At 72.9% G+C, this 24120-nt stretch carries 17 protein-coding genes; 8 read left to right on the top strand and 9 right to left on the bottom strand.

The window, feature by feature from the left end; genetic code table 11:
- The first annotated feature begins 11 nt into the window (after positions 1 to 11).
- Entirely contained in the window at positions 12 to 749 is a 738-nt protein-coding gene (locus ABT137_RS46745; protein WP_351719191.1) for an MIP/aquaporin family protein, read from the top strand.
- Positions 750 to 899: 150 nt separating this feature from the next.
- The gene (gene glpK, locus ABT137_RS46750; RefSeq protein ID WP_351719193.1) at positions 900 to 2417 is read left to right on the top strand and encodes a glycerol kinase GlpK; all 1518 of its coding nucleotides are present in this window, start codon (positions 900 to 902) and stop codon (positions 2415 to 2417) included.
- A gap of 58 nt (positions 2418 to 2475) precedes the next feature.
- Here glpK and ABT137_RS46755 read toward each other — a convergent pair whose 3' ends face one another.
- The 5 genes from ABT137_RS46755 to ABT137_RS46775 are packed head-to-tail and all read right to left on the bottom strand — an operon-like array spanning position 2476 to position 10440.
- A complete protein-coding gene (locus ABT137_RS46755) occupies positions 2476 to 3081 on the bottom strand; it encodes a GTP-binding protein (RefSeq protein ID WP_351719195.1) in 606 nt (201 codons plus the stop codon).
- Positions 3082 to 3121: 40 nt separating this feature from the next.
- Positions 3122 to 6745 (bottom strand): hydantoinase B/oxoprolinase family protein, encoded by a 3624-nt coding sequence (locus tag ABT137_RS46760; RefSeq protein ID WP_351719197.1) that lies wholly within the window; start codon positions 6743 to 6745, stop codon positions 3122 to 3124.
- Between the two features lie 24 nt (positions 6746 to 6769).
- Positions 6770 to 7165 (bottom strand): DUF742 domain-containing protein, encoded by a 396-nt coding sequence (locus ABT137_RS46765; RefSeq protein WP_351719200.1) that lies wholly within the window; start codon positions 7163 to 7165, stop codon positions 6770 to 6772.
- Between the two features lie 9 nt (positions 7166 to 7174).
- Complete coding sequence (locus tag ABT137_RS46770) at positions 7175 to 7609, bottom strand: roadblock/LC7 domain-containing protein (protein ID WP_351719202.1); 435 nt, start codon at positions 7607 to 7609, stop codon at positions 7175 to 7177.
- The gene (locus tag ABT137_RS46775) at positions 7606 to 10440 is read right to left on the bottom strand and encodes a nitrate- and nitrite sensing domain-containing protein (protein ID WP_351719244.1); all 2835 of its coding nucleotides are present in this window, start codon (positions 10438 to 10440) and stop codon (positions 7606 to 7608) included. The genes ABT137_RS46770 and ABT137_RS46775 overlap by 4 nt, the downstream gene beginning before the upstream one ends.
- Positions 10441 to 10873: 433 nt before the next feature.
- On the opposite strand from ABT137_RS46775, the gene ABT137_RS46780 reads away from it, so the two are divergent.
- Positions 10874 to 11344 (top strand): hypothetical protein, encoded by a 471-nt coding sequence (locus ABT137_RS46780; protein ID WP_351719205.1) that lies wholly within the window; start codon positions 10874 to 10876, stop codon positions 11342 to 11344.
- A gap of 47 nt (positions 11345 to 11391) precedes the next feature.
- On the opposite strand, the gene ABT137_RS46785 is transcribed toward ABT137_RS46780, so the two are convergent.
- The 4 genes from ABT137_RS46785 to ABT137_RS46800 all read right to left on the bottom strand — a co-directional run bounded on the left by ABT137_RS46785 (position 11392) and on the right by ABT137_RS46800 (position 19452).
- Complete coding sequence (locus tag ABT137_RS46785; protein WP_351719208.1) at positions 11392 to 16002, bottom strand: hypothetical protein; 4611 nt, start codon at positions 16000 to 16002, stop codon at positions 11392 to 11394.
- 51 nt (positions 16003 to 16053) lie between these two features.
- Positions 16054 to 16923, bottom strand: a complete 870-nt coding sequence (locus ABT137_RS46790; RefSeq protein ID WP_351719211.1) for a hypothetical protein — start codon at positions 16921 to 16923, stop codon at positions 16054 to 16056.
- A 130-nt stretch (positions 16924 to 17053) separates the two neighbouring features.
- A complete protein-coding gene (locus ABT137_RS46795) occupies positions 17054 to 18583 on the bottom strand; it encodes a hypothetical protein (protein WP_351719212.1) in 1530 nt (509 codons plus the stop codon).
- Positions 18584 to 18756: 173 nt separating this feature from the next.
- Positions 18757 to 19452 carry a GntR family transcriptional regulator gene (locus ABT137_RS46800; RefSeq protein WP_351719214.1) on the bottom strand — a complete coding sequence of 232 codons (696 nt, stop codon included), beginning with the start codon at positions 19450 to 19452 and terminating at the stop codon, positions 18757 to 18759.
- Between the two features lie 174 nt (positions 19453 to 19626).
- On the opposite strand from ABT137_RS46800, the gene ABT137_RS46805 reads away from it, so the two are divergent.
- From ABT137_RS46805 to ABT137_RS46825, 5 genes are all read left to right on the top strand, one after another.
- Positions 19627 to 20946 (top strand): MFS transporter, encoded by a 1320-nt coding sequence (locus tag ABT137_RS46805; protein ID WP_351719216.1) that lies wholly within the window; start codon positions 19627 to 19629, stop codon positions 20944 to 20946.
- A complete protein-coding gene (locus ABT137_RS46810; RefSeq protein WP_351719218.1) occupies positions 20943 to 21791 on the top strand; it encodes a putative hydro-lyase in 849 nt (282 codons plus the stop codon). Before ABT137_RS46805 ends, ABT137_RS46810 begins: the two co-directional genes overlap by 4 nt.
- 19 nt (positions 21792 to 21810) lie before the next feature.
- Positions 21811 to 22569, top strand: a complete 759-nt coding sequence (locus ABT137_RS46815; protein ID WP_351719220.1) for a LamB/YcsF family protein — start codon at positions 21811 to 21813, stop codon at positions 22567 to 22569.
- 62 nt (positions 22570 to 22631) lie between these two features.
- A complete protein-coding gene (locus ABT137_RS46820) occupies positions 22632 to 23249 on the top strand; it encodes a 5-oxoprolinase subunit B family protein (protein ID WP_351719245.1) in 618 nt (205 codons plus the stop codon).
- A complete protein-coding gene (locus tag ABT137_RS46825; RefSeq protein WP_351719222.1) occupies positions 23246 to 24115 on the top strand; it encodes a 5-oxoprolinase subunit C family protein in 870 nt (289 codons plus the stop codon). Before ABT137_RS46820 ends, ABT137_RS46825 begins: the two co-directional genes overlap by 4 nt.
- The last annotated feature ends 5 nt before the right edge of the window (positions 24116 to 24120 follow it).

The following is a 24120-nucleotide window of genomic DNA, read 5'->3' on the forward strand; positions in this document are numbered from 1 at the left end:
TAGGAGCCGCCATGAGCAACGGAGACATCTTCGTCGGCGAAGTCATCGGCACGGCCATTCTGATCCTCTTCGGCGCCGGTGTCTGCGCCGCGGTCACCCTCAGACACTCCAAGGCCCGGGCCGCGGGGTGGGTGGTGATCGCGTTCGGCTGGGGATTCGGCGTGCTCGCCGGCGCCTACACCGCCGCTCCCCTCTCCGGCGGGCAGCTGAACCCCGCCGTCACCATCGGCATCGCCGTCGACACCGGCGAGTGGGGCAAGGTCTGGGTGTATCTGCTCGGGCAGTTCGTCGGCGCGATGCTCGGGGCCGTGCTGACCTACCTGGTCTACCTGGCCCAGTTCCAGGCCAACGTGCGCGACGAGGAGTCGGGAGAGGAGCCGACGCCGACGCTCGGCATCTTCTCCACCATCCCGGAGATCCGGAACCCGCTCGCCAACCTGATCACCGAGATCATCGCGACCATCGCGCTCGTCCTGCCGATCCTCGCGTTCGGACTGACCAAGGGGCTCGGCGAGTCCGGCACCACTGTGCTGATCGTCTCGCTGCTCGTCGTCGGCATCGGGCTGTCGCTCGGCGGCCCCACCGGCTACGCCATCAACCCGACGCGCGACCTCGGCCCGCGGATCGTGCACACCTTCCTGCCGATCCCCAACAAGGGCACCTCGGACTGGGGTTACGCCTGGATCCCGGTCGCCGGCCCCCTGATCGGCGGGGCGCTCGCGGGCCTCATCTACAACGTGGCCTTCTGACGCGGCGCGGCCGTCCCGGCCCGCGCGATCGATCCTCCGACCCGACGCGGCCCTCCGACCCGACGGGACCTTCAGGTACGAAGCGGCCCTCCGACCGGACGCGGCCCTCCCACCCACGCAGCCTTCCGACCCAGCGACCAAGGGGTAGCCATGACGGACACCGCCGAGAAGTACGTCGCCGCAATCGACCAGGGCACCACGTCGAGCCGCTGCATCATCTTCGACCACTCCGGCGCGATCGTCGCCGTCGACCAGCGCGAGCACCGCCAGATCTTCCCCAAGCCGGGCTGGGTGGAACACGACGCCACCGAGATCTGGTCCAAGGTGCAGGCCGTGGTGGCCGGGGCGCTCGCCAACGCGGGGCTGCGCCCCGACCAGCTGAGCGCGCTGGGCATCACCAACCAGCGCGAGACGACCGTCCTGTGGGACCGCGCCACCGGCAAGCCCGTGCACAACGCCATCGTCTGGCAGGACACCCGCACCGCGGCCCTGTGCCGCGAACTCGGCGGCAGCGACGGCCAGGACCGCTTCCGCGAACAGACCGGGCTGCCCCTGGCCAGTTACTTCTCCGGACCCAAGGCGGCCTGGCTGCTGGACAACGTGCCCGGGCTCCGGGACCGGGCCGAGCGCGGCGAGATCGCCTTCGGGACCATCGACTCCTGGCTGATCTGGAACCTCACCGGCGGCACCGACGGCGGCCGGCACGTCACCGACGTCACCAACGCCGGGCGCACCATGCTGATGAACCTGGAAACCCTCCAGTGGGACCCCGCCATCCTCGCCGCGATGAACGTCCCCCAGGCGATCCTGCCCGAGATCAGGTCGTCCGCCGAGGTCTACGGCACCGCAGTCGGCCAGCTCGCCGGGGTGCCGGTGGCGTCCGCGCTGGGCGACCAGCAGGCGGCGGTCTTCGGGCAGGCCTGCTACGACGTCGGCACGGCGAAGAACACCTACGGGACGGGCAGTTTCCTGCTGCTCAACACCGGCAACCGGCCGGTGCCGTCCAAGAGCGGGCTGCTGACGACGATGGGATACCGGATCGGCACCGAGGCGCCGGTCTACTGCCTGGAGGGTTCGATCGCCATAACGGGCGCGCTCGTCCAGTGGTTCCGCGACCAGCTCGGCATCATCCGCACCGCCGACGAGATCGAGACACTGGCGGCGAGCGTCGACGACAACGGCGGCGCCTACATCGTGCCCGCCTTCTCCGGCCTGTTCGCTCCCTACTGGCGCTCCGACGCGCGCGGGGTCGTCACCGGGCTGACCCGGTACGTCACCAAGGCGCACCTCGCCCGCGCGGTCCTGGAGGCGACGAGCTGGCAGACGCGGGAGGTCGTGGACGCCATGTACCAGGACTCCGGGGTGCCGATCACCACCCTGAAGGTGGACGGCGGCATGACGAAGAACAACCTCCTGATGCAGCACCAGGCCGACGTCCTCGGGGTACCGGTGATCCGGCCCCGGGTCTCCGAGACGACCTGTCTGGGCGCCGCCTACGCGGCCGGCCTGGCCACCGGCGTGTGGAACGACCTGGACGAACTCAGGTCGCACTGGCAGAAGGACGCGGAGTGGACGCCCACCATGGCGGCGTCGGTGCGCGACCGCGAGTACGCGAACTGGCGCAAGGCGGTGGAGAAGAGCTTCGGCTGGCTGGAGGACGGCGAGTAGCCCCCTGGACCACGGCCCGTACCCCGGTCGGCGGGGGTACGGGCCGTGCCGCCGCCGTTCAGGTGGTGACGGCCTGCCGGTGGCCCGCCGCGTACGCCATCGCGTGCCGGACGACGCCGATGAGCACCTCCTTGACCGACTCGCGGTCCCGGGCGTCGCAGAGCACAACGGGCACGTCCGGGTCCAGGTCGAGGGCCTTGCGCACCGACTCCACCGGGTAACGGGCCGCGTCCTCGAAGCAGTTGACGCCGACGAGGAAGGGTATGGAACGCCGCTCGAAGTAGTCGACGGCGGCGAAGCAGTCCTCCAGCCGGCGCGTGTCGGCGAGCACGACGGCTCCCAGCGCGCCCTCGGCCAGCTCGTCCCACATGAACCAGAACCGTTCCTGCCCGGGCGTGCCGAACAGATACAGCACCAGGTCCTCGCGCAGGGTGATGCGGCCGAAGTCCATGGCGACGGTGGTGGTGTGCTTGCCCTCGACGCCGGAGGTGTCGTCGACCGGTCGCCCGGCCTCGGTGAGCAGCTCCTCGGTGCGCAACGGCCGGATCTCGCTGACCGCGCCGACCAGGGTCGTCTTGCCCACGCCGAAGCCGCCGGCCACGAGGATCTTGAGCGTGACGGGCTCGACCGGGGGCTTGCCGCGCTCAGATCGCCCGAAGATCATCGTTTTCTTCTCCTGCTTGATGAAGTCGCTGATGGGGGGGTCATTGATGGGCTCGGGTGCCGGGTGACGGGCGTCCGTATCCGCCGCCGCCCGGGGTTTCGACGACGAGTACGTCGTCGGGGCCTACGTCCGCGGCATCGCTGCCGCCGAGTTCGGTGACCGTGCCGTCGGCCCGCTCCACCCGGTTGGCGCCGAGTGCGCCGGGTTCGCCGCCGGCCATGCCGTACGGCGGCACGCGGCGGTGCTGGGAGAGGGTGGAGACGGTCATGGGTTCGAGGAAGCGGACGCGGCGGACCGCGCCGTCCCCGCCGTGCCAGCGGCCCGCGCCGCCACTGCCCGCCCGTACGGCGAACTCGTCGAGGCGGACGGGCAGCCGCCACTCCAGGACTTCCGGGTCGGTGAGCCGGGAGTTGGTCATGTGGGTCTGTACGACGCTCGCACCGTGGAAGCCGTCACCGGCTCCGGAACCGGAGGCGACGGTCTCGTAGTACTGGTGGCGTTCGTTGCCGAAGGTGACGTTGTTCATGGTCCCGGAGCCCTCGGCCTGGACGCCGAGCGCCGCATAGAGGGCACCGGTGATGGCCTGGGAGGTCTCGACGTTGCCCGCGACGACGGCGGCCGGCGGCTCGGGGGCGAGCATCGAACCCGGCGGCACAACGATGTCGAGCGGGCGCAGGCAGCCGTCGTTGAGCGGGATGTCGTCGGCGACGAGGGTGCGGAAGACGTACAGCACGGCCGCGTTGACGACGGCGAACGGGGCGTTGAAGTTGGTGGCGAGCTGGGCGGAGGTGCCGGTGAAGTCGACGGTCGCACGCCGGTTGGCGCGGTCCACGCGCACGCGTACCCGGATGACGGCGCCGGAGTCGGTCTCGTAGGCGTACGCGCCGTCGTCGAGGGCGTCGATCACCCGGCGGACCGCCTCCTCGGCGTTGTCCTGGACGTGCCGCATGTAGGCCTGGACGACGTCCAGGCCGAACTCCTCGATCATCCTGCCGACTTCGTCGACGCCCTTGCGGTTGGCGGCGATCTGGGCGCGCAGGTCGGCGAGGTTGGTGGGGATGTTGCGGGAGGGATAGCGGGCCTCGGCCAGCAACCGGTGCGTCTCGGCCTCCCGGAACCGGCCGTTCTCGGCGAGCAGCCAGTTGTCGAAGAGGACGCCCTCCTCGTCGATGGTGCGGCTGTTCGCCGGCATCGAGCCCGGGGCGATGCCACCGATCTCGGCGTGGTGGCCGCGGGAGGCGACGTAGAAGAGGATCTCCGGAGCCCGGCCGGGGTCACCGTCCGTGTCCGCCGTGCGGTCGGTGTCGAAGACCGGCGTGATGACCGTGACGTCGGGCAGGTGGGTGCCGCCGTGGTAGGGGTCGTTGACGGCGTAGGTGTCGCCGGGGCGCATCGAGGTGCCGCGGCGGCGGATGACCTCTTTGACGCTGGTGCCCATGGAGCCCAGGTGGACGGGGATGTGCGGGGCGTTGGCCACCAGGTTCCCGTCCGGGTCGAACAGGGCGCAGGAGAAGTCCAGACGCTCCTTGATGTTGACGGACTGGGCCGTCGACTCCAGGCGGGCGCCCATCTGTTCGGCGATCGACATGAAGAGGTTGTTGAAGACCTCGAGCAGAACCGGGTCGGCTTTCGTGTCGAGATCGGAACTCTGCGTGACCGTCGCGCGTTCCATGACCAGATGCCCGTCTTCGGTCGCCGCGGCCCGCCAGCCGTCGTCGACGACGGTCGTGGCACTGGCCTCGGTGACGATCGCCGGGCCGGTGACGGTTTCGCCGGGAGGCAGGTCCTCGCGGCGGTGCAGGGGTACGACGCGCCAGGCGCCGCCGGTGTGGAGGCGGACGGTCTCCGGGGCGGCGGGAGTGCCCTCGTAAGGGGCGAGGGCGGAGAGATCGGGGGGTTGGGTGATGCCGGTGGCTTCCACGGAGAGGGCTTCGACGACGACCGGGCGGTCGAGCGTGAAGGAGTACGTGGCGCGATGACGTTCCTCGAAGGCGTGTTTCATCGTGTCGGGCTCGGTGAGCTCGACGGTCAGGGTGGTGTCGGTGCCGTCGTAGCGGAGCTGGGCGCGGCGGGTGACTTCGACGCGGTCCTCGGGGACGTCCTCGGCGAGGAGTTCGGCGCGGGCCGCGGCCTCCAGGTCGTCGGCGGTCTTGCGGATGCCGGCCATGGCGGCGGGCTCCAGGGGGGCCTCGACGGACTGCTCGCGCATGGCGGTGGTGTCGGCGAGCCCGATGCCGAGCGCGGACAGGACCCCCGCCATGGGCGGCACCAGGACGGTGCGGATGCCGAGCGAGTCGGCGACCATGCACGCGTGCTGCCCGCCGGCCCCGCCGAAGGTGGTGAGGGCGTAGCGGGTGACGTCGTGGCCCTTCTGGACGGAGATCCGCTTCACGGCGTTGGCGATGTTGGCCACGGCGATGCTCAGGTAGCCCTCGGCGACCTGTTCGGGGGTGCGGTCGTCGCCGGTCTGCTCGCGGATCTCCCGGGCGAGCCCGGCGAAGCGGTCGCGGACCAGGGCGGCGTCGAGGGGCTGGTCCCCGCCCGGTCCGAACACCTGGGGGAAGTGGGCCGGCTGGATCCGGCCGAGCATGACGTTGGCGTCGGTGACGGCGAGCGGGCCGCCGCCCCGGTAGCAGGCCGGGCCGGGGTCGGCGCCGGCCGAGTCCGGGCCGACGCGGTAGCGGGAGCCGTCGAAGTGCAGCACCGAGCCGCCGCCCGCGGCGACGGTGTGGATGTCCAGCATGGGAGCGCGCAGCCGGACGCCGGCGATCTGCGTGGTGAAGACCCGTTCGTAGCCGCCCGCGAAGTGGGAGACGTCGGTGGAGGTGCCGCCCATGTCGAAGCCGATGACCCGGTCGAAGCCGGCCAGCTGCGACATCCGGGCCATGCCGACGATCCCGCCGGCCGGACCGGAGAGCACGGCGTCCTTGCCGCGGAACTGCCCGGCCTCGGCGAGCCCGCCGTTGGACTGCATGAACATCAGCCGCACGCCTTCGAGCTCGTCGGCGACATGGCGGACGTAGCGGCGCAGCACGGGCGACAGGTAGGCATCGACGACGGCGGTGTCGCCGCGCGGGACCAGCTTCATCAGCGGGCTGACCTCGCTGGACAGCGAGATCTGCGGGAAGCCGGTGCGGGCGGCCAGCTCGCCGATCGCCTGCTCGTGGGCGGGGTACAGGTGGCTGTGCATGCAGACGACGGCGACGGCGCGGATCCCGTCGTCGTACGCCTCCTGGAGCGGGCCCGCCAGGGCGTCCAGGTCGGGTGCGCGCAGCACGGTGCCGTCGGCGGCGACGCGCTCGTCGGCCTCGACGACCCGTTCGTACAGCAGCTCGGGCAGGTCGATGCGGCGGGCGAAGATGCGGGGGCGGTTCTGGTAGGCGATGCGCAGGGCGTCGCGGAAGCCGCGGGTGATGACGAGGAGGGTGCGCTCGCCCTTGCGTTCGAGAAGGGCGTTGGTTGCGACCGTGGTGCCCATCCGGACGGCGTCGACGGGGGCGCCGGAGCCTTCCAGAAGCGCGCGTACCGCGGCCACGGCGGCGTCGGTGTATCGCGCGGGGCTGTCGGAGAGCAGCTTGTGGGTGAGCAGCCGGCCGTCCGGGCGCCGTGCGACGACGTCGGTGAACGTACCGCCACGGTCGACCCAGAACTGCCAGCCTGTCACGTCACTACTCCGCTTCCGCGCCGGTCACAGCGCCCGGAGGCCGTTGATCACGTCGCGCAGAATACTCTCGTCCACCAGCTCTGCCGGGGGTACCGGCCGGTTGACATGGACGAGTTCCCCGTCGACGAGGTCGCCGATGAGGACCCGGACCACTCCGACGGGGAGGTCGAGTTCCGAAGCCAGCTCGGCGACCGACTGCGGGGCGTCGCGGCAGAGCTCGACGATGTCCACGTGTTCCGGGGACAGCGTCCGGTCGTCGTCCGGGTCGTCCACGTGCGGCTCCGTGACGACCACCGCGATCAGGTCGAGCCGGTGCTGGGCCGCACTGGTGGTGCGGCCCCGTGTCATGGCGTACGGACGGACGACCGGTCCGGCCTCGTCGTCGAACCAGTGACTTCTTCCCTGACCGTCTCCGCTCATGTCATCCCACTACCCGCCCGAGGACAGATCGGTGCGCGGAGCGGACCCCAGATGTACACCGACCCTCTTGACCAGGAGCGTCATCTCGTAAGCGACCTGGCCGACGTCGGAGTCGGCGTCGGAGAGGACGGCGAGGCAGCTGCCGTCGCCGGCGGCCGTGACGAACAGGAAGGCGTCATCGAGCTCGACCACGGTCTGCCGGACACTGCCCGCCTCGAAGTGCCGGCCCACGCCCTTGGCGAGGCTGTGGAAGCCGGAGGCCACGGCGGCCAGGTGCTCGCTGTCCTCTCTGGTGAGGTCCTTGGACACGCCGGTGGGCAGGCCGTCGCCGGAGAGCACGACGGCCTTGTGGATGCTGGCGACCCGGTCCACCAGGTCGTCCAGCAGCCAGTTCAGCTCGCCCTTGTTCGTCGCCGTGTGGCCGGTCGCCTTCGGATCGGTCATCGACCGTCCCCCTTAGTCGTTCCTTGTGCTCTGCTGTCCCAGGAGCCTTCGCTCTCGGCGTTCTCGGCACGGCCGCGCTGCCAGCCGCGCTGGAGCGAGCCCATGCGGCTGCGGACCTCGTCGGCGTCGCGCTCGACGGGTTCCGGCTCGCGCGCGGTGGATGATGCGGGTTCCTGTCGCAGCTGTGGGGCCAGGTTGGCCTGCCGTACCCGCTTGGGCAGCGGCCGGGTGCCGGACGCGGCCTCCGGGGGTGTGCTGCCGAGGGGCGGGACGGAGTCTTCGGTGCCGCTGCCGGGGGCGGTCGCGGCGCGGCGGGACCGCCGGGGCAGGGCGGGGGGCCCGGAGGGTTCGTCCGGGCCGCCGGCCTGGGGCGCCGTCCGTTCCTCGGTGCGGTCGGCCGAGCCGATGGCGCGGGGCGAGGAAGGGTCGGTGCGGCGGCGGGAGGGCAGCGGGGCGAGTCCGCCGGGTTCGAGGCGGCCCTGGTCCGCCTGGTCCCGCTCGTCCGGGTCGACGCGGCGGGAGCGCTGCTCGGTGACCGGCTTGCCGTGCGAGCTGACCAGCTTGGGCGTACGCCGTCCGGGCAGCGGCACGGGGCCGCCGGGGTGCTCGTCGCCGAAGCGGTCGGCGGTCTCGCGGGCCGGGTGAGGGAGCTCGGTCACGGCGGGCGTGGGGTCGCCGTCGGCGGGGGCGACGGAGCGGCGGGGGCGGAACAGGCCGCCGCGCTCGCTGTCGTCGTCGGTGAGGGCGCCCGGGAAGTCGTCCAGCGCGTCCAGGTCGACGGGTGCCTCCAGCTCGACCGGGCCGTCCAGGAGTGCAGCCGGCAGTCCGGGCCGCTGTCCCGGCACGTGGGCCAGGGAGGTGGCGCGGCTCTCCTCGGGTTCGGCCTCCCTGGCCGGCCGGCTGCGGTCGAGGCGGAAGCCGACGCCGTTGGTGTCGGGGACGTCGTCGGTCAGCAGCACGTCGGGGATGAAGACGACGGCGGTGGTGCCGCCGTAGGGGGACGGCTGGAGCGAGACGCGGACGTTCTGGCGCTGGGCGAGGCGGCTGACCACGAACAGGCCGAGCCGGTCGGTGTCGGAGAGCTCGAACTCGGGCGTCTCGGCGAGCCGCAGGTTGGCGTCCAGGAGCGCCTCGGCCGCCATGCCGAGACCGCGGTCGTGAATCTCCAGGGTGAAGCCGTTGGCGACGCGTTCGCCGAGGACCTGCACGGCGGTGTGCGGCGGCGAGAACACCGTGGCGTTCTCCAGGAGTTCGGCCACGAGGTGGGTGAGGTCGGCGACGGCGGGGCCGGTGACGGCGACGCGGGGCAGCCGGCGGACCTCGATGCGCTCGTAGTCCTCGACCTCGGCCACGGCGGCGCGCACCACGTCCATCAGCTGGACGGGCCGGCGCCACTGCCGCGAGGGGGCGGCACCGGAGAGGATGACCAGGCCCTCGGCGTGCCGGCGCATACGGGTGGTGAGGTGGTCGAGGCGGAAGAGGTCGGCGAGTTCGTCGGTGTCCTCGGTCCTGCGTTCCATGGTGTCGAGCAGGGTGAGCTGCTTGTGCAGCAGGACCTGGCTGCGGCGGGCGAGGTTCACGAAGACCTCGGAGACTCCGGCGCGCAGTTCGGCCTGCTTGACGGCGGCCTCCACGGCGGCGCGCTGCAGGGTGTTGAGGGCCTGGCCGACCTCGCCGATCTCGTTCCTGTCGTACTCCAGGCGCGGGACCTCGGTCTCCACGTCGACCTGTTCGCCCGCGGACAGCCGGCGCATCACGCTCGGCAGCCGGACCCCGGACGCCTCGTGCGCCTCCTGGCGCAGCAGCCGCAGGTCGCGGATGAGGCTGCGGCCGACCCGGACCGACATGACCAGCGAGAACAGCACGGCGGCCAGGCCGAGGACACCGACGACGGCCGCCTGGACGAACTCGCTGACCGCGACGGGCCGGATGCGGTCCTCGAAGCGGTCGCCGACCTGGTCGTCGAGAGTGCGCAGTTCGCCGAGCACATTGCCCGCGGTGGTGTCCCAGCTCTTCGCGCCGACGTCGTTCGGCATGCCGGATCCGGCGGCGACGACGGACCTCTCGGCGGCCAGCAGCGGGGCGGTGGTGGCGCTCTTCCAGAAGCGGTCGAAGCGGTCGCGTTCGCCGGCCGGCAGCAGCGGGAGGCTGATGTCGTAGAGGAGGGTGCGCTGGGCTATGAGGTCGGAGATCTCGCGGGTCTCCTCCCGGGAGACCTTCCCGACCACCAGAGCGGAGCCGAGGAGGGCGTCCTCACGGGAGACGAGCTCCCGGGCGCGGGTGATGTTGACGAGGGCGCGGGCCTCCTTGTCGATCCCGACATCGTCGGTGCCGTCGAGGGAACCGAGCAGCGTGTAACAGGGGTCGACGACGGCGTTGTAGAGGGCGAGGGCCTGGGCACGGTCCACGGTGCCCTGCTCGACGCTGCGGCGCAGCGGGTCGATGCCGTCGAGGCCGTCGAGTTCGGCGGTGAGGTGTTCGCTGTCGTCGGCGTCCAGGCCGTCGCGTACCTGCTGTTCCCCGGCGTTCCTGCGGAGCTTGGCCACGGTGTCGTCGGTGGCGGCGCGCGTGCGGTTCAGGGCGGTGAGCGCGTCGGACGCCCGCGGGTCGGCGAGGTAGACCAGGGTCTGCCGGCGTTCCTGCTGGAGAGCGCGGACCGCGTCCTCGGTGGGGTATCCGATGTCCTCGACGAGCGACGACACCTGGAAGACGTGGGTGACCACGCGTCCCGTGAGCACGGCCGCGAAGCCCCAGACGGCCGTCAGGGACACCAGCGGCACGAGAAGCAGCGCCACGATCTTCCGGCGGATCGACTTCCCGCGAAAGCGCATGGCCTCCCCCAGCTCGACCCCCACGGTCCGGGGGTACACATGTACGTCAACAAACGGCGCGAGCCTACTACCGTCACAGGGATAACTCGAAGAACTGTCCGGACGGTGAACTTCCGCCCCGATACCCGAACATGACCGACAGACAGGACGAGTTGTCCGGGCATTGCGGGAGATTGCCACCGCGATCGCGTCGACTTCACGCGAGTGGGGCGGGAACGGCACGAAGGATCAGTTGGCCGGAATTTTTCCCTGGTCGGGAATCATCGGGCGAGTTCGTTCGTCCTTGTAGACGGGTGATGAGTGCGGATTCGGCCACAGGAGCCGCATCTCGGATCCGGGCGGCGTAAAACAGCGCAAGCCGGGCAGCCACTGGGGAGCCGGGGTCGTCGGACACCGGTGCGAGGGCTTGCCGGCGGTGGGGAGTGACACGTTGATGGGGACGGCTGAGCGGCGCCTGGCGCCCGAGGACGGCGCGGCCACGCACTCGACGGTGCGGCAACAGCAGGTGCAGTACCGGGCGTTGTGGGTCGAGGAGCCTGCCAAGCGGTACCGGATGCCCGATCCTGTGCGGACGGCGGCGGTGCGAGCGGTGATCATCATCGCGGTCACGCTGACACTGGCCATGGTGGCGTTCTTCTGCACGATGGCGGAGTCCTGGCTGGCGTTCCCGATGGTGATCAGCAGTGTGGCGAGCACGGTGGTGGCCACCTGGAGTGCGGTCGACGTCCTGGTGACCCGTCAGGTGTGGAATCAGCGCTACGGCGTGCTCTCGGAGCCGAGCAGCACGGCCCGCACGCTCCGCCGCGAGCGGCGCGCGGCCCGGCGGCAGGAGCGGGCCGCCGAGCGCGAACAGGAGCGGATACGGCGGCGGGGCGGCAAGGCCGGGCAGCTGACGCACCCCTGACACACCCTCTGAAGACGCCGTGTCCCGTGCCGTACGGGGACCGTCCGTCAGGCTGACGGCTTCTTGAACATCCGCGTCGCGGTGATCTCGCTGTGCACGGCCTCTCCCGTCTGCGGCTGCTGCGGCAGCCCGGGCCGGAGATGTTCCTCCACGCTGATGTATTTGAGTCCGGCCCGCAGGTCCGCGTCGTTCCGCAACCGGATGACCAGCGGGAACTCGGCCAGTGCGGTCGTGTCGAACAGCCCGGTCGTGTACAGCAGTTGCACGCCCAGCGCATCCGACACGGCTCGCTGGAGCTCCAGCAGGTAGGTCGCGTTGGCGCGACCGATGGGGTTGTCGAGGAACAGCGTCCCCGCGTGCCGGTGCTTGTCCCGCCCCCGGTCGTTGGACCGCAGTGCGGCCATCGTGCAGTACAGGGCGATGGCCGCGGTCAGCAGCTGCCCACCGGAGAACACGTCCCCCATCTGCCCCACCGGCACCCGCTCGGCGCGCAGCACCGCGTCCGGCTTGAGGATCTCGACGGCGACACCCCTCGGCTGCAGAGCGGCCGCGACTCCCCGCAGCAGCAGGGACATTCCGTCCCGCCGCAGATCGGAGTTCTTCTTCACGGCGGCCCGGGTCGCCTCGTCGACGACCTCGCCGAGCCGCTCGGTGAGTGTGGCCTGGTCGGGCTCCTCGAAGCGGATGCGGAGGAACTCCTGCCCGGACCACTCGCCGAGCCCCTCGGGCAGCCGGGAGAGCCGCTGGGCGGAGCGCAGGGTCGCCAGCGCCGACTCGACGAGCCCCCGCAGCCGGTCCACGATCGAGTCCCGGTTCCGCTCCAGCTGGGCGAGTTCGTCGGTCAGCACCCGCAGCCGCGGCGCGAAGGCGTCCGCCCACTTCTGGGCGTGCTCGGGCAGTGCGGAGGCGGGCAGTTCCCGGATCTGCTGGCGCGCGGGGGTCCGCACCGCCTCGTACCGGGTGGCGTTGGCATGCCGGACGAGGACGTCGCTCGCCTCACGGACGGCGGACTCGGCGGCGGACAGGTCACCCGCGCAGCCGCGCAGCGACCTGCGGGCCTCCGCGGCGGACTGCCGGGCCTCCTCCAGGCTGCCGGGGTACGGCTCGATCTCCTCCTGCTCCTCGTCGGCGGTGTGCTCGCGCAGCAGGTCGCGGAGCATGGCGGCGATCTCCTCGAAGCCGCCCGCCGCGTCCTCGGCCGCGCGGTGCGTGCCCAGCAGCTCGGCGTGCGCCTCCCGGGCCTGGGCCAGCGCCTCGGTGCGTGCGGCCAGTTCGGCCGTCGCCGTGCGCAGCAGTGCCTGGGCGTGCTCGGCGTCGCGCGGCTGCAGCTCCCCGGGCAGTTCGGTGTGCGCCTCGCCGTCCTCGGGGGCGTGCCGCTCGGCCTCGCCGCGGAGCCGCCCGAGCTGCTCGCTCGCGGTGGACATGCGGGTCTCCAGGAGCTGCACCAGTTCCTCCGCGCGGGCGGCGGCGGCCTGCCGGGAGGGCCCGTCGGAGCCGTCGGGCGACTGGAGCAGCTGCTCCGCGCGGGTGCGGACCTTGTTGCTCAGCCGTTCCAGTTCCGCGAGCGCGGCGCTCTCGTCGCTCTCCGCACGGGCCTGCTCGGCGCGCAGGTCGGCGCCGACGCCGACCTTCTCGTACACCTGCGAGGCGGCCCGGTAGGCCTCGCGCAGGGCGGGCAGCGGGGACGAGGACTCGGGGGCGTCCTCGTCGCTCTCGGGCATGTCGTCGGGGGCGCCGGCGATCTCGGAGCGCTCGGCGCGCAGCGCACGGGCGGTGCGGCGGGCGTCGTCGGCGGCGCGCTGGGCGGCGCGGCGGTCCTCGTCGGCGACACGGGCGCGTTCCAGACAGGACTGGGCACGGGCCTCCGACTCGGTGGCCTCGTCGGCGAGTTCGCGCAGCCTGACCTGCCAGCCGGCCCGCTCGCGCAGCCGGAACGCGAGGCCGGCGAGGGCATCGGCCGCGCGCCGGGCCCGCTGGGCGGCCTCCTGCCGCTCGTCGCGCACCTGCGCGTTCTCGGCGGCGGCCTCCTCGGCTTCGGCCCGCACGGTCCGGGCCTCGGCCAGCTCGGCCTCGGACTCCGCCGCGAACACCCGTGCGTCCCGGGCCTCCTGTGCCAGCTCCACGAGCCGCCCGGACGGGCAGCCGGTGCGCCAGGAGGCGAGCCGCGCGGCCAGCTCGCGGTCCTTGCCGAGCCGGGCGGCGAGCGTGCGGATCTCCTCGTCCCGCTCGGTGGCCCGCGCGCGCAGCGCCTGCCGCTCCTCGTCGGCGGCGTGCTCGTCGTGCATGGCCGGGTTCGGCGGTACGAGGAACACGTCGCCCGGGGTGGCGTCGGCGGCCGGGGTGGGCGCGAGCAGGGCGGCGGCGGTGCCGACGGCCACGGCGGAGCGGGGCAGCAGGGCCGCCTCGCTCAGCGCCTCGCGGGCGCGGGCGTGCGTGCCGGGGTCGGTGATGACGACGCCGTCGACGAGTTCGGGGCGGGCGGCCAGCACGCGCGCGTGGTCGGCGGGGTCGACGGCCTGGGCGAGGTAGCGCCAGCCGGGCAGTGCCGGGATGCCGTGCTCGCCGAGGAACTCGACGGTGGCCAGCACGTCGGGGCCCGGCGGCAGCAGTCCGCCGTCGCCGAGTGCGCCGAGGATCCGGGAGTCGTCGGCGGCGGCGGTCCGCAGCTCGAACAGCTGCCGCTCGGCGGACCCGACGGCGTCGTCCAGCAGTTCCCGCAACTCGTCCGCGAACCGGTCGAGTTCCTCGGGCACGAGGGTCGTGAGGGTGTCGTCGTCGCCCTCGTGGCGGGGCCGCGGAACGGCGGTGCGGGAGCCGGTGAGGCCCAGCAGTTCGGTGAGCCGCTCCTCCGCCGCCAGGCTCTCGGCCAGCCGCTGCTCGGCGTCGTACGTCCGCTCGGCCGCAGTCGCCGCGTCCGCGGCACGGGCGGCGGTGAGTTCGGCGCGGGACTCGGCGGAGGCCGCCTCGCGCGCGTGCTCGCCCGCTCGGCGGGAGGCCTCGCGGGCGGTGTCCCAGGCGGCCACGGCCGTCTTCTCGGCGTCGCTCGCCGCGAGGGCGGCCCGGGCCGGGTCGGCGTCCGGGGCGCTGTCGTCGAGCCAGCCCGCACGGACCGCCTCGGCGGTCTCCTGCTCGACCTCGCCGAGCCGCTGCCGGAGGTGCCCGGCCTCGCTGCGGGCGCGCTGTGCCTCGGTGGCGGCGGAGGTCGAGTCCCGGTACGCGCAGTCGCTGACCTCCTGGAGTGCGGCGGACCGCTCCTCCCCCTCGTTGGCGAGGGTCTCCGCACTCTCGGCGGCCCCGTGCAGGGCCCGGACGAGTGCGACGGCGGCCTTGGCGCGGGCGGCGAGGGCGGGCGCCGCGTCCCGCTCGGCCTCCTGGATGGCGGCGGCCACGCGCGCGACGCGGTCGGCGGCCGCGCGGTGGCGCAGCGCGGCCTCGGCAGCCTGCCAGGCCGAGTGCAGGGTGCGGGCATCGGCCAGCTCGCGCTTCTGCGCCGCGGCGGACTTCTCGCCGACGGCCAGTGCCAGGGAGGCGTGCCGGTAGGCGAGTTCGGCGGCGATCAGCGCGCTGCGCTCGCGGGCGCCCTCGGAGTGCGTGACGGCGTAGGCGGCGGCCGTGACCCGCTGGGCGAGGTCGGCGGCGCGCACCCGCTCCTGCACGCCCCGCGCGGACAACCGGCGCGCCAGCGTGCGGGTGCGGCGCTCGGCGCCCGCGTGGATGTCACGCGCGCGTGACCGAGCCTCCGCGGCCTCCACGATCCGCCCCAGCAGGTCCACCGACCCGGCGGTGAAGTCCCGTTCGGCGATCAGCTCGGCGCGCCGCCCGAGCTTGTTGCCGAAGCCGCCGACCAGGTCGGCGAGTCCGTCGGTGTCCCGGGTGTCGGTGACGGCCCGCAGCAACAGGTCCGTGAAGTCGGAGTCCTTCTTCACCGCGAACAGGCCGGCGGCCTCGCCCTCGTCGGCGTTCATCTCGCGCTGGTAGCGGAAGAGTTCGGGGTCGAGGCCGAGTTCGCCGAGGTGCTCGATCCAGCGGTCGTGGATCTCCTCCCAGTGCACCTCCAGATGCGGATAGAACTTGCCCGCCTCGGTGATGGCGTCGCGGAAGCCCTTCATGGTGCGCCGCCGCCCCTGTGCGCCGGAGGCGCCCTCGACGGGCGGCCGTACGGCGGTGGACTCGGCGACCGGCAGATTGTCCAGGGAGAGCCCCGGGCCGGGCCGGAACGAGTACCAGGCCTCGGCGAACTTCCGCGGGTCGTTGGAGACCTGCCGCCCCCGCCACTCGCTCGCCTTGCCGACGACCACGCACTCGCCGGTGAGCGTGTGCTGCCACTCCAGGGCGACATGCCCGCAGTCGTCGGCGAGCAGGAACTTGCGCAGCACACCCGAGCTCGCGCCACCGAGGGTGTTCCGGTGCCCCGGCAGCATCACCGAGAAGATCAGCTTGAGCAGCACCGACTTGCCGCCGCCGTTCTCCAGGAAGAGCACGCCGGCGGGCGCGGGCCGGCGCGGCGGCCCGACCGGCTCCTCCTCGAAGAACTCCGCCTGGGTGGGGGCGGGGTCGGGCACGGGCGCGCCGACACCCCGCAGGTCCAGCACGGTGTCGGCGTAGCGCGCACCGGCAGGCCCGATGGAGTAGAGGCGGACCCGGGACAGCTCGTACATGGCGGACTCTCGTAAGACGTGGGAAGAGGGTGGTGACGGCTCGGGAACGGCTCAGGAGTGGAACGGCAGACCGGCGTCGGCGACCAGGTCCAGGTCCTCGGTGGCGTCGGCGGGCAGCAGGCTGGCCGTGCCGTCCGTCACCGGGACGACGCCGAGCTCCAGCAGCTCGGCCATGGCGGCGCTGCCTGCCATGTCCCGCACCTGGAGCTGGTAGCGGGCCGTCGTGCGGTACGTGCCGCCCTGGTCGTCCCCGGTGCGCTGGAGGAACCCGGAGTCGGTGAGGAAGACGACCGCCTTGCCGATGATGCCGGTGGTGGAACCGGCCAGCCGGCGGGCGTCCTTGGTGGCGCCGGTCGCGCTGCGTCTGGCCCAGATCCGCCAGGCGGCCTCCAGGCCGGGCGCGTCGGTGGCCGGGTCGGTGTTCTCCCCCGCCTCCTCGGCCCGCTCCTCCAGCCTCCGGCAGGCCTGCCGGACGAAGGCGTCGACGCCGTTGACCGTGATCCGCCCGATGTAGCCGTCGTCGGCCAGGTCCTCGGGACGCGGGAACGCCAGTGCCGCGACGGCAAGGTGGGCCAGCCCGTGCAGGAACCGGTCGCTGCCGTCCGCGGACGTACGACGCGCGTAGTCGCCCATACGCACGGCGAACACCGAGTCCTCGGCGGCGGCCACGGCCATCCCCGCGCGGGGCGACACTTCAAGGACCACCAGCCCCAGCCCGGCGGCCACGGCATCGGCGAGCCGCGCGAAGGCCGGGTCCTCCCGGTACCGCCGCAGCAGCTCGGTGTACTCCTGATCGCGCGCGGGCTGCAGCTTGGGCTGCAGCCCGAAGGCGACGAGCCGAGCCGCGTCGGCGGCATCGGCGGGCGTGACGGCAGCACTCGCCGACGCACCGGATGCCTCAGCCTCAACGTACTCGCTCACGACGAAAACTCCTTGATCTTGAAAACAGAGGGATGGGCGACTCCCTCAGGGGCGCGGGGATGTGGTGAATGTGCGGCTACCGCCGCGTGGGCGCGACCAGCCACGACGCATCCGCACCCGGCCCACGACATCACGCGGCCTCGGTCCGATCCGCAGCCATCCCCACCGCATCCAGCAAAGCCGTCCCGACGATCAGATCGGCACCACCGAAGCCGGGGTCGTCCAGCTGCGTGCCGTCGTCCACCGCGAACAGCAGCTTCTCCTCACCCTGCCGGTAGGCCGTGCCCACGGCCGGGCTGGCAGCGTGCACCGCCAGCAACGCGACCAGGTAGGCCAGGTCCTCGCCGCCCACGCGCCGCGCCTCCGCCAGCAGCCCCGACAACCGCCGGGGCGCGTCGGCCGGAAGGTCCAGCAGCCGCATCGCGTCGGCCAGCTGCTCCTCGCTGAACCGGCTGTCGTCCGGCGTGGCGATCAGGTCCGGCTCCGGCATCTCGGCGCCCAGGTGCTCCCGCTCCACCGGCGGCGTCAGCAGTATGTCGACAAGGTCGCCGACCCGCACCGACACCGGCGTCCGCAGCCCGGTCCCGCGCGCGAAGAACGCCCCCGTGACCCGGCTCGCCTGCTCCAGCGGCAACGGCAGCAGCGGCGCGAGGAGGTGCCCGTACAGGTCCGTCCCCGACGTCGTCATGGGCGTCGCGAACGCCTGCCGGTCCTGCTCCGCGCGGAACAGCGGCCCCGCCTCCAGCAGCCGCGACTGCAACTGGGTGTGGCGTCGGATGCAGTCCTTGACGATGTCGACGAGTTCGGCGGCGCGCCGCTTGTTCTCGGGCTCCTCGGTCTCGTCGCGGGCCTTGCGGATGTTGGTGAGGATCGCGTTCTCGTGCCGGTAGCGGTCGGCGACGTGGTCCAGGGCCTCGGCGATCAGGTCGGGGACGGCGTTGAGCCAGTCCACCGCGCGGACGTTGCGCCGGGTGGCCTCCAGGGCACGGCGCAGGCTCTCCGAGTACTGAACGGTCCGGTAGCGGGCCTGCTCCGCGGCGAGCTGGGCGTCGGCGAGCCGGCCGCGGTTGATCAGCACCTCGAGCTTGACCTCGGCGGCGATCTGGGCGCTGGTGACGTCCGTGTCGAGGGCACCGACCAGGACGTTGACCGCCTCGTCGGTGGTACGGAGGTACACCGTGCCGCCCGGGCCGGGCACCTCCTCGATCAGCTTGAAGTCGTAGTCCCGGCGGACGTACGACCCGTCCGGGGTGAAGGTGCCGTACACCGCGCGGAAGCCGCGGTCGACGCTGCCGACGTTGATCAGGTTCTCCAGGACCCAGCGGGCCACGCGCTCGTGCTCGGCGACGGGGCGGTGCGGGGTCTGGGCGGAGATGCGCGGGATCAGCCGGGCGACGATCTGCTCGTGGTCGGCACCGGTGTCGAAGTCCATGTTCAGGGTGACCAGGTCGATGGCGGAGAGGGCCACCTCGGCCATGCCGTACACCGAGTACTCGCCGGCCAGGTTCGCCTTGCGTGCGTCGAGGTCGTGCAGCGGCGCCGTGCAGGCGAGCGCGCGCAGCCGCCGCGCCAGCCCCTCGTCGGCGGCCGGGCCCGGTGCGGGGCGCGGCCCCGCGCTGAGCTGGGGCGGCACGCTGTCCGTCGATGCAGGCGAAGTCACGGTGCACAGACTAGGTCCTGGGTCTGACATCGGCCCAAACGACGCGGGTGGCTCCGCCGGTGGGGCCGGGTACTGCAGGCCGGTTGTCAGAGTGCGGGCCGGTGGGGGCCGGTCGCGCAGTTCCTCCCCCAGCCTTCGGCCGGGGGTACCCCCAGCGCCCCTGAAGGGGCGCTTTACGGGGCGCTGTCCACTCGGCGTCGGTAGACCTCCACCACTCGGTCCAGGGAGTCCGTGAGGTAGGTCTCGAGCAGGCGCTCCGCCCCGCGCCTGTCACCGCCCTGGAGCGACTCCAGGATCTCGCGGTTTCGGGCCAGGTACGGCTCGTGCAGGGCATGGGGGTCGTCGACCACGTGGAAGGCGAGGCGGAGTTCCGCGAAGACGCTGCGCATCAGTTCGTCGGTGCGTTCGCTGCCGGCCAGGGCGACCAGTTCCCGGTGGAAGTGGATATTGGCCGTACCCACTGCTTTCCAGTCATCCGCGGTGGCCGCCGACTGCCCCTCGTCGACCGCCGCCGACAGGCTCTCCAGGGCGTACGGCGGCTCGCCGAGACCGCGTACCACCGCGCACTCGACGAGGGTGCGGGTGCGGTAGATGTCCTCGACGTCCTCGACGGTCAGGACCCGGACGAAGACGCCCCGGTTGAGTTCGTGGACCAGCAGGCGCTCGTGGGTGAGCAGCCGGAACGCCTCGCGCAGGGTGTTGCGGGAGACACCGAGCGCGCCGCCGATGCCGTCCTCGGACAGGCGGGTGCCTGGCGGGAAGTAACCCTCGGCGATACGGCTCCTGAGGATGTCGGAGACCCGTTCCGCGGTGCTGGTCCGCCCGAGGAGGGCGCGGTCGTCGGCCAGTCCCGTCAGCTGCTCTGCCATGCCCGGAATTCAACCGCAGACACAGGAACGAAACAACGTGGGTATTGAAGGATCGTTGAACGATCCCCTACGGTGCTCATCACGCTCACCTTGGTACGGCCGTCGACACGGCCCCTGGCACGGCCCCGCACCGCTCAGTCCCCGCACCCTCCGTCCCTCATCTGCGAGGTGCCCATGAGCACAACTCCTCCACCGCAGGCCCTGTCCTCCGACGCGCATCCGGGCAGGGGTGAACGCACCGCCGAGGACGGCGCGTTCGGCTGGCTGCGCGCCCTCGGTCCGCGCGGCCGGCGCGCGTTCGCCGGTGCTTTCGGCGGATATGCCCTGGATTCGTACGACTACTTCACCCTGCCGCTGAGCATGGTCGCGCTCGCGGCGTACTTCGGCCTGGACAGCGGCCAGACCGGCCTGTTCACCACCGTCACCCTGGTGGTCTCCGCGGTCGGCGGTGCCGCGGCGGGCGTGTTCGCGGACCGTGTCGGCCGGGTCCGCGCGCTGATGATCACGGTGGTCACCTACGCGGTGTTCACGGTGGCCTGCGGCTTCGCGCCCAACTACGAGACCCTGCTGGTGTTCCGAGCGCTGCAGGGCCTCGGTTTCGGCGGCGAGTGGGCGGTCGGCGCGATCCTGGTCGCCGAGTACACGAGCGCCCGCCACCGCGGCCGTACGCTGGGCGCGGTCCAGAGTTCCTGGGCCGTCGGCTGGGCCCTCGCCGCGATCGTGTACACGCTGGTCTTCTCGTTCGCCGGCGACGACCTGGCCTGGCGGGTGATGTTCTGGACCGGCGCACTGCCCGCGCTCCTCGTGGTGTGGCTGCGCCGCCGGGTGCACGACGCCCCGCAGGCGGTCGCGGTACGCGAACAGAGCCCGCAGCGCGGCTCGTTCCTCACCATCTTCCGGCCGGGCACGGCCGAAGCGCCCGGACTGCTGCGCACCACGGTCTTCGCGGGCCTGTTGTCAACGGGTGTGCAGGGCGGCTACTACACGCTGGCCACCTGGATCCCGACGTATCTCAAGACCGAGCGCGGTCTGTCGGTCGTCGGTACCGGCGGCTACCTCACCTTCCTGATCTCGGGAGCCTTCCTCGGCTATCTGACCGGCGGCTACCTCACCGACCGGCTGGGCCGGCGTCGCAACATCTGGCTGTTCGCGGTGCTGTCGGCGGTCTGCGTGCTGGCGTACGCGAACATCCCGGGCGGCGCCAACACGCTGCTCCTGGTGCTCGGTTTCCCGCTCGGCTTCTGCATGTCGGCGATCTTCAGCGGCTTCGGTTCGTACCTGAGCGAGCTGTACCCGACGGCGGTGCGCGGCACCGGCCAGGGCTTCACGTACAACGCGGGCCGCGCGGTGGGCGCGGTCTTCCCGACCCTGGTGGGCTTCCTGGCCGACAGCTGGGGCGTGGGCGGCGCGCTGGTCTTCGGCGCGGCCGGTTACGCGCTCGCCGCCGTGGCCCTGTTCGGACTGCCGGAGACGCGCGGGAAGGAACTGGCGTGAACCGTACGGAAGATCACGTTCTCACCCTGGCCACGGAAGACCGTCCCGTCACCCTCGTCGACGAGCACGCGCACGCGTGGAGCCCGAGAAGTGCCCGGGCCCGCTTCCGGGAGGGCCTCACGGGTCCCACGGCCGGGGTCGCGGCCGGGCACACGCAGGCCAACCTGATCTCGGTGCCGGCCGACTGGGCGTACGACATGCTGCTGTTCTGCCAGCGCAATCCGAAGCCCTGTCCGGTGCTCGACGTCACCGACGCCGGTGCGACCGGCACCGAACTCGCTCAGGGCGCGGACCTGCGCACCGACCTGCCGCGCTACCGCGTGTGGCGGGACGGGGAGTTGGTGGACGAGCCGACGGACGTACGCGCGTACTGGCGCGACGACCTGGTGTCGTTCCTGCTCGGGTGCAGCTTCACGTTCGAGTGGGCGCTGGCCGGTGCCGGGGTGCCGATCCGCCATGTCGAGCAGGGCCGGAACGTGCCCATGTACGTGACCAGCCGGCCGTGCCGTCCTGCGGGTCGGCTGCGCGGGCCGATGGTGGTGTCCATGCGCCCGGTCCCGCCGCAGCATCTGTCGGCCGCGATCCGGGAGAGCAGTCTGCTCCCGGCGGTGCACGGCGGCCCCGTGCACTGCGGCGATCCCTCCGCACTCGGCATCGCCGACCTCGGCCGGCCCGACTTCGGCGACCCGGTGGACGCCGACCCGGACGACATCCCGGTGTTCTGGGCCTGTGGGGTGACTCCGCAGGCGGCGGTGACGGCCTCCCGGCCGCCGTTCGCCATCACGCACGCGCCGGGCCAGATGTTCATCAGCGACGCCCGCGACGAGCAGTACCGCGTGGCCTGACAGGAGAGACAGCGCATCCATGACCTCGATCGACCTGAACGCCGACCTCGGCGAGGGCTTCGGCCGCTGGCGGCTCACCGACGACGAGCAGCTGCTGTCCGTCGTGACCAGCGCGAATGTGGCCTGCGGCTTCCACGCGGGGGACGCGGCCACCATGCGGCGGGTGTGCGAGCTGGCGGCCGGGCGCGGCGTGACGATCGGCGCCCAGGTGTCCTACCGGGACCTGGCGGGGTTCGGGCGGCGCGCGATGGACGTGCCGCCCGCCGAGCTGGCGGCCGAGGTGGCCTACCAGATCGGCGCCCTAGAGGTCTTCGCCCGGGCCGCCGGCGCGCGCGTGGCGTACGTGAAGCCGCACGGCGCGCTCTACAACCGGGTCGTGCACGACGAGGAGCAGGCCGCCGCGGTGGTCGACGGCGTGCTCCTCGCGGACGCCTCGCTGCCCGTGCTCGGGCTGCCCGGTTCCCGGCTGCTCGCGCTGGCGGGCAAGGCGGGGCTGCCGGCGGTCACGGAGGCGTTCGCGGACCGCGCGTACACCGACGAAGGGACGCTCGTCCCGCGCGGGCACGAGGGCGCGGTGGTGAGCGACCCGGAGGCGGTCGTGGAGCGCTCGGTGGAACTCGCACGCTCCGGTGCGGTCGTCTCGCACTCCGGCGCGCGCATCACCGTGCGCGCCCGCTCACTCTGCCTGCACGGCGACACCCCGGGCGCCGTGGAGCTGGCCCGCAGGGTGCGTGCGCGGCTCGCGGCGGCGGGCGTGACCGTGGCGGCCTTCGCATGAGCATGAGCATGAACGTGGGCGGGAGCACGAGGGTGAGCACGAGCCCGCAGCCGGTCACGCCCCTGACGGTCCACCTGGTCGGCGACGACGCCCTCCTCGTCGAGGTCGGTTCCGACGCGCAGGCCCAGGCCCTGCACGCCGAGTTGCTGCGCCGCCGCGCGGAGGGCTCGCTGTCGGTCCGCGAGATCGTGCCCGCCGCCCGCACGGTCCTGCTCGACGGCCTCGACGACCCGGCCCGCCGGGCCGCCGAACTGGCCGCCGCCGAGGTCCCGCCCGCTCCGCCACGCACGCGTGCGGCGATCGAGTTGCCCGTGCGCTACGACGGCCCGGATCTCGCCGAGGTCGCCGCCCACTGGAGGGTTCCCGAGCGGGAGGTGGCCCGCATCCACGCGGGCACCGAGTTCACGGTCGCCTTCTGCGGCTTCGCGCCCGGCTTCGGCTACCTCACCGGACTCCCGGCCCGCTACGACGTGCCGCGCCGTGCCACCCCGCGCACCGCCGTGCCCGCGGGCGCGGTGGCGCTGGCCGGGCCGTACACCGGTGTGTACCCGCGGTCCTCGCCGGGCGGCTGGCAGCTGATCGGCGCGACGGACGCGGTGCTCTGGGACCACGCGCGCGTGCCGGCCGCGCTGCTGGCGCCGGGGACGCGCGTGCGGTTCGTGCCGGTGGGGGACGTATGACCGACCGCGCGCTCGTCGTCGTACGGGCCGGTGCGCTGACCACGGTGCAGGACCGGGGGCGGCCCGGACACGCGCATCTGGGGGTGCCCCGCTCCGGGGCGCTGGACGCACCCGCCGCGGCGCTCGTCAACCGGCTGGCCGGGAACGCACCGGACGCGGCCGTGCTGGAGACGACGCTCAACGGGTGTGCCGTGCGGCCGCGCTCCACGGTCGTGGTGGCGGTCGGCGGCGCGCCGTGCCCCGTCACGGTGGGCGGGCGCCCGGCGGCCTGGGGCGCGCCGGTCGTGGTGCCGGCCGGGGACTTGCTGGAAGTGGGAACGGCCCGCTCCGGCGTACGGAGTTACGTGGCCGTCTCCGGTGGCATCGCCGTGGAGCCGGTGCTGGGCAGCCGGGCCACGGACCTGCTCTCCGGACTCGGCCCCGCTCCGCTGACGGACGGCACGGTGCTGCCGCTGGGCACACCCGTGGGACCGCACGCACGCGTGGACGTCGTACCGCAGCCGTCGCCGCCGGCGGAACTCGTGCTGCGGGTGACGCTCGGCCCGCGGGCCGGCTGGTTCACGCCGGAGGCCGTCCGGGCGTTCACCTCGCGCGCGTACCGCGTGTCGTCGGCGAGCAACCGCATCGGGCTGCGCACGGAAGGGCCCGCCCTGGAGCGGGCCCGTACCGGTGAACTCCCCAGCGAGGGCATGGTTCTCGGCGCCGTGCAGGTGCCGCCGGACGGCCGTCCGGTGGTGTTCCTGGCCGACCATCCGACCACCGGCGGCTATCCGGTGATCGCGGTGGTCCGCGCCGCCGACCTCCCGGCGGCGGCCCAGGCGGTCCCGGGCATCCCGGTCCGTTTCGTGGCCGTACGCCGTCGCTGAACCGC

Source organism: Streptomyces sp. NPDC001980 (assembly GCF_040296885.1).
Lineage (GTDB): Bacteria > Actinomycetota > Actinomycetes > Streptomycetales > Streptomycetaceae > Streptomyces.

Coding starts and splice junctions, on each gene's coding strand:
- ABT137_RS46745 (WP_351719191.1), top strand. CDS start 12: ATGAGCAACGGAGACATCTTCGTCGGCGAAGTCATCGGCACGGCCATT.
- glpK (WP_351719193.1), top strand. CDS start 900: ATGACGGACACCGCCGAGAAGTACGTCGCCGCAATCGACCAGGGCACC.
- ABT137_RS46755 (WP_351719195.1), bottom strand. CDS start 3,081: ATGATCTTCGGGCGATCTGAGCGCGGCAAGCCCCCGGTCGAGCCCGTC.
- ABT137_RS46765 (WP_351719200.1), bottom strand. CDS start 7,165: ATGAGCGGAGACGGTCAGGGAAGAAGTCACTGGTTCGACGACGAGGCC.
- ABT137_RS46770 (WP_351719202.1), bottom strand. CDS start 7,609: ATGACCGATCCGAAGGCGACCGGCCACACGGCGACGAACAAGGGCGAG.
- ABT137_RS46775 (WP_351719244.1), bottom strand. CDS start 10,440: ATGCGCTTTCGCGGGAAGTCGATCCGCCGGAAGATCGTGGCGCTGCTT.
- ABT137_RS46780 (WP_351719205.1), top strand. CDS start 10,874: ATGGGGACGGCTGAGCGGCGCCTGGCGCCCGAGGACGGCGCGGCCACG.
- ABT137_RS46785 (WP_351719208.1), bottom strand. CDS start 16,002: ATGTACGAGCTGTCCCGGGTCCGCCTCTACTCCATCGGGCCTGCCGGT.
- ABT137_RS46800 (WP_351719214.1), bottom strand. CDS start 19,452: ATGGCAGAGCAGCTGACGGGACTGGCCGACGACCGCGCCCTCCTCGGG.
- ABT137_RS46805 (WP_351719216.1), top strand. CDS start 19,627: ATGAGCACAACTCCTCCACCGCAGGCCCTGTCCTCCGACGCGCATCCG.
- ABT137_RS46815 (WP_351719220.1), top strand. CDS start 21,811: ATGACCTCGATCGACCTGAACGCCGACCTCGGCGAGGGCTTCGGCCGC.
- ABT137_RS46825 (WP_351719222.1), top strand. CDS start 23,246: ATGACCGACCGCGCGCTCGTCGTCGTACGGGCCGGTGCGCTGACCACG.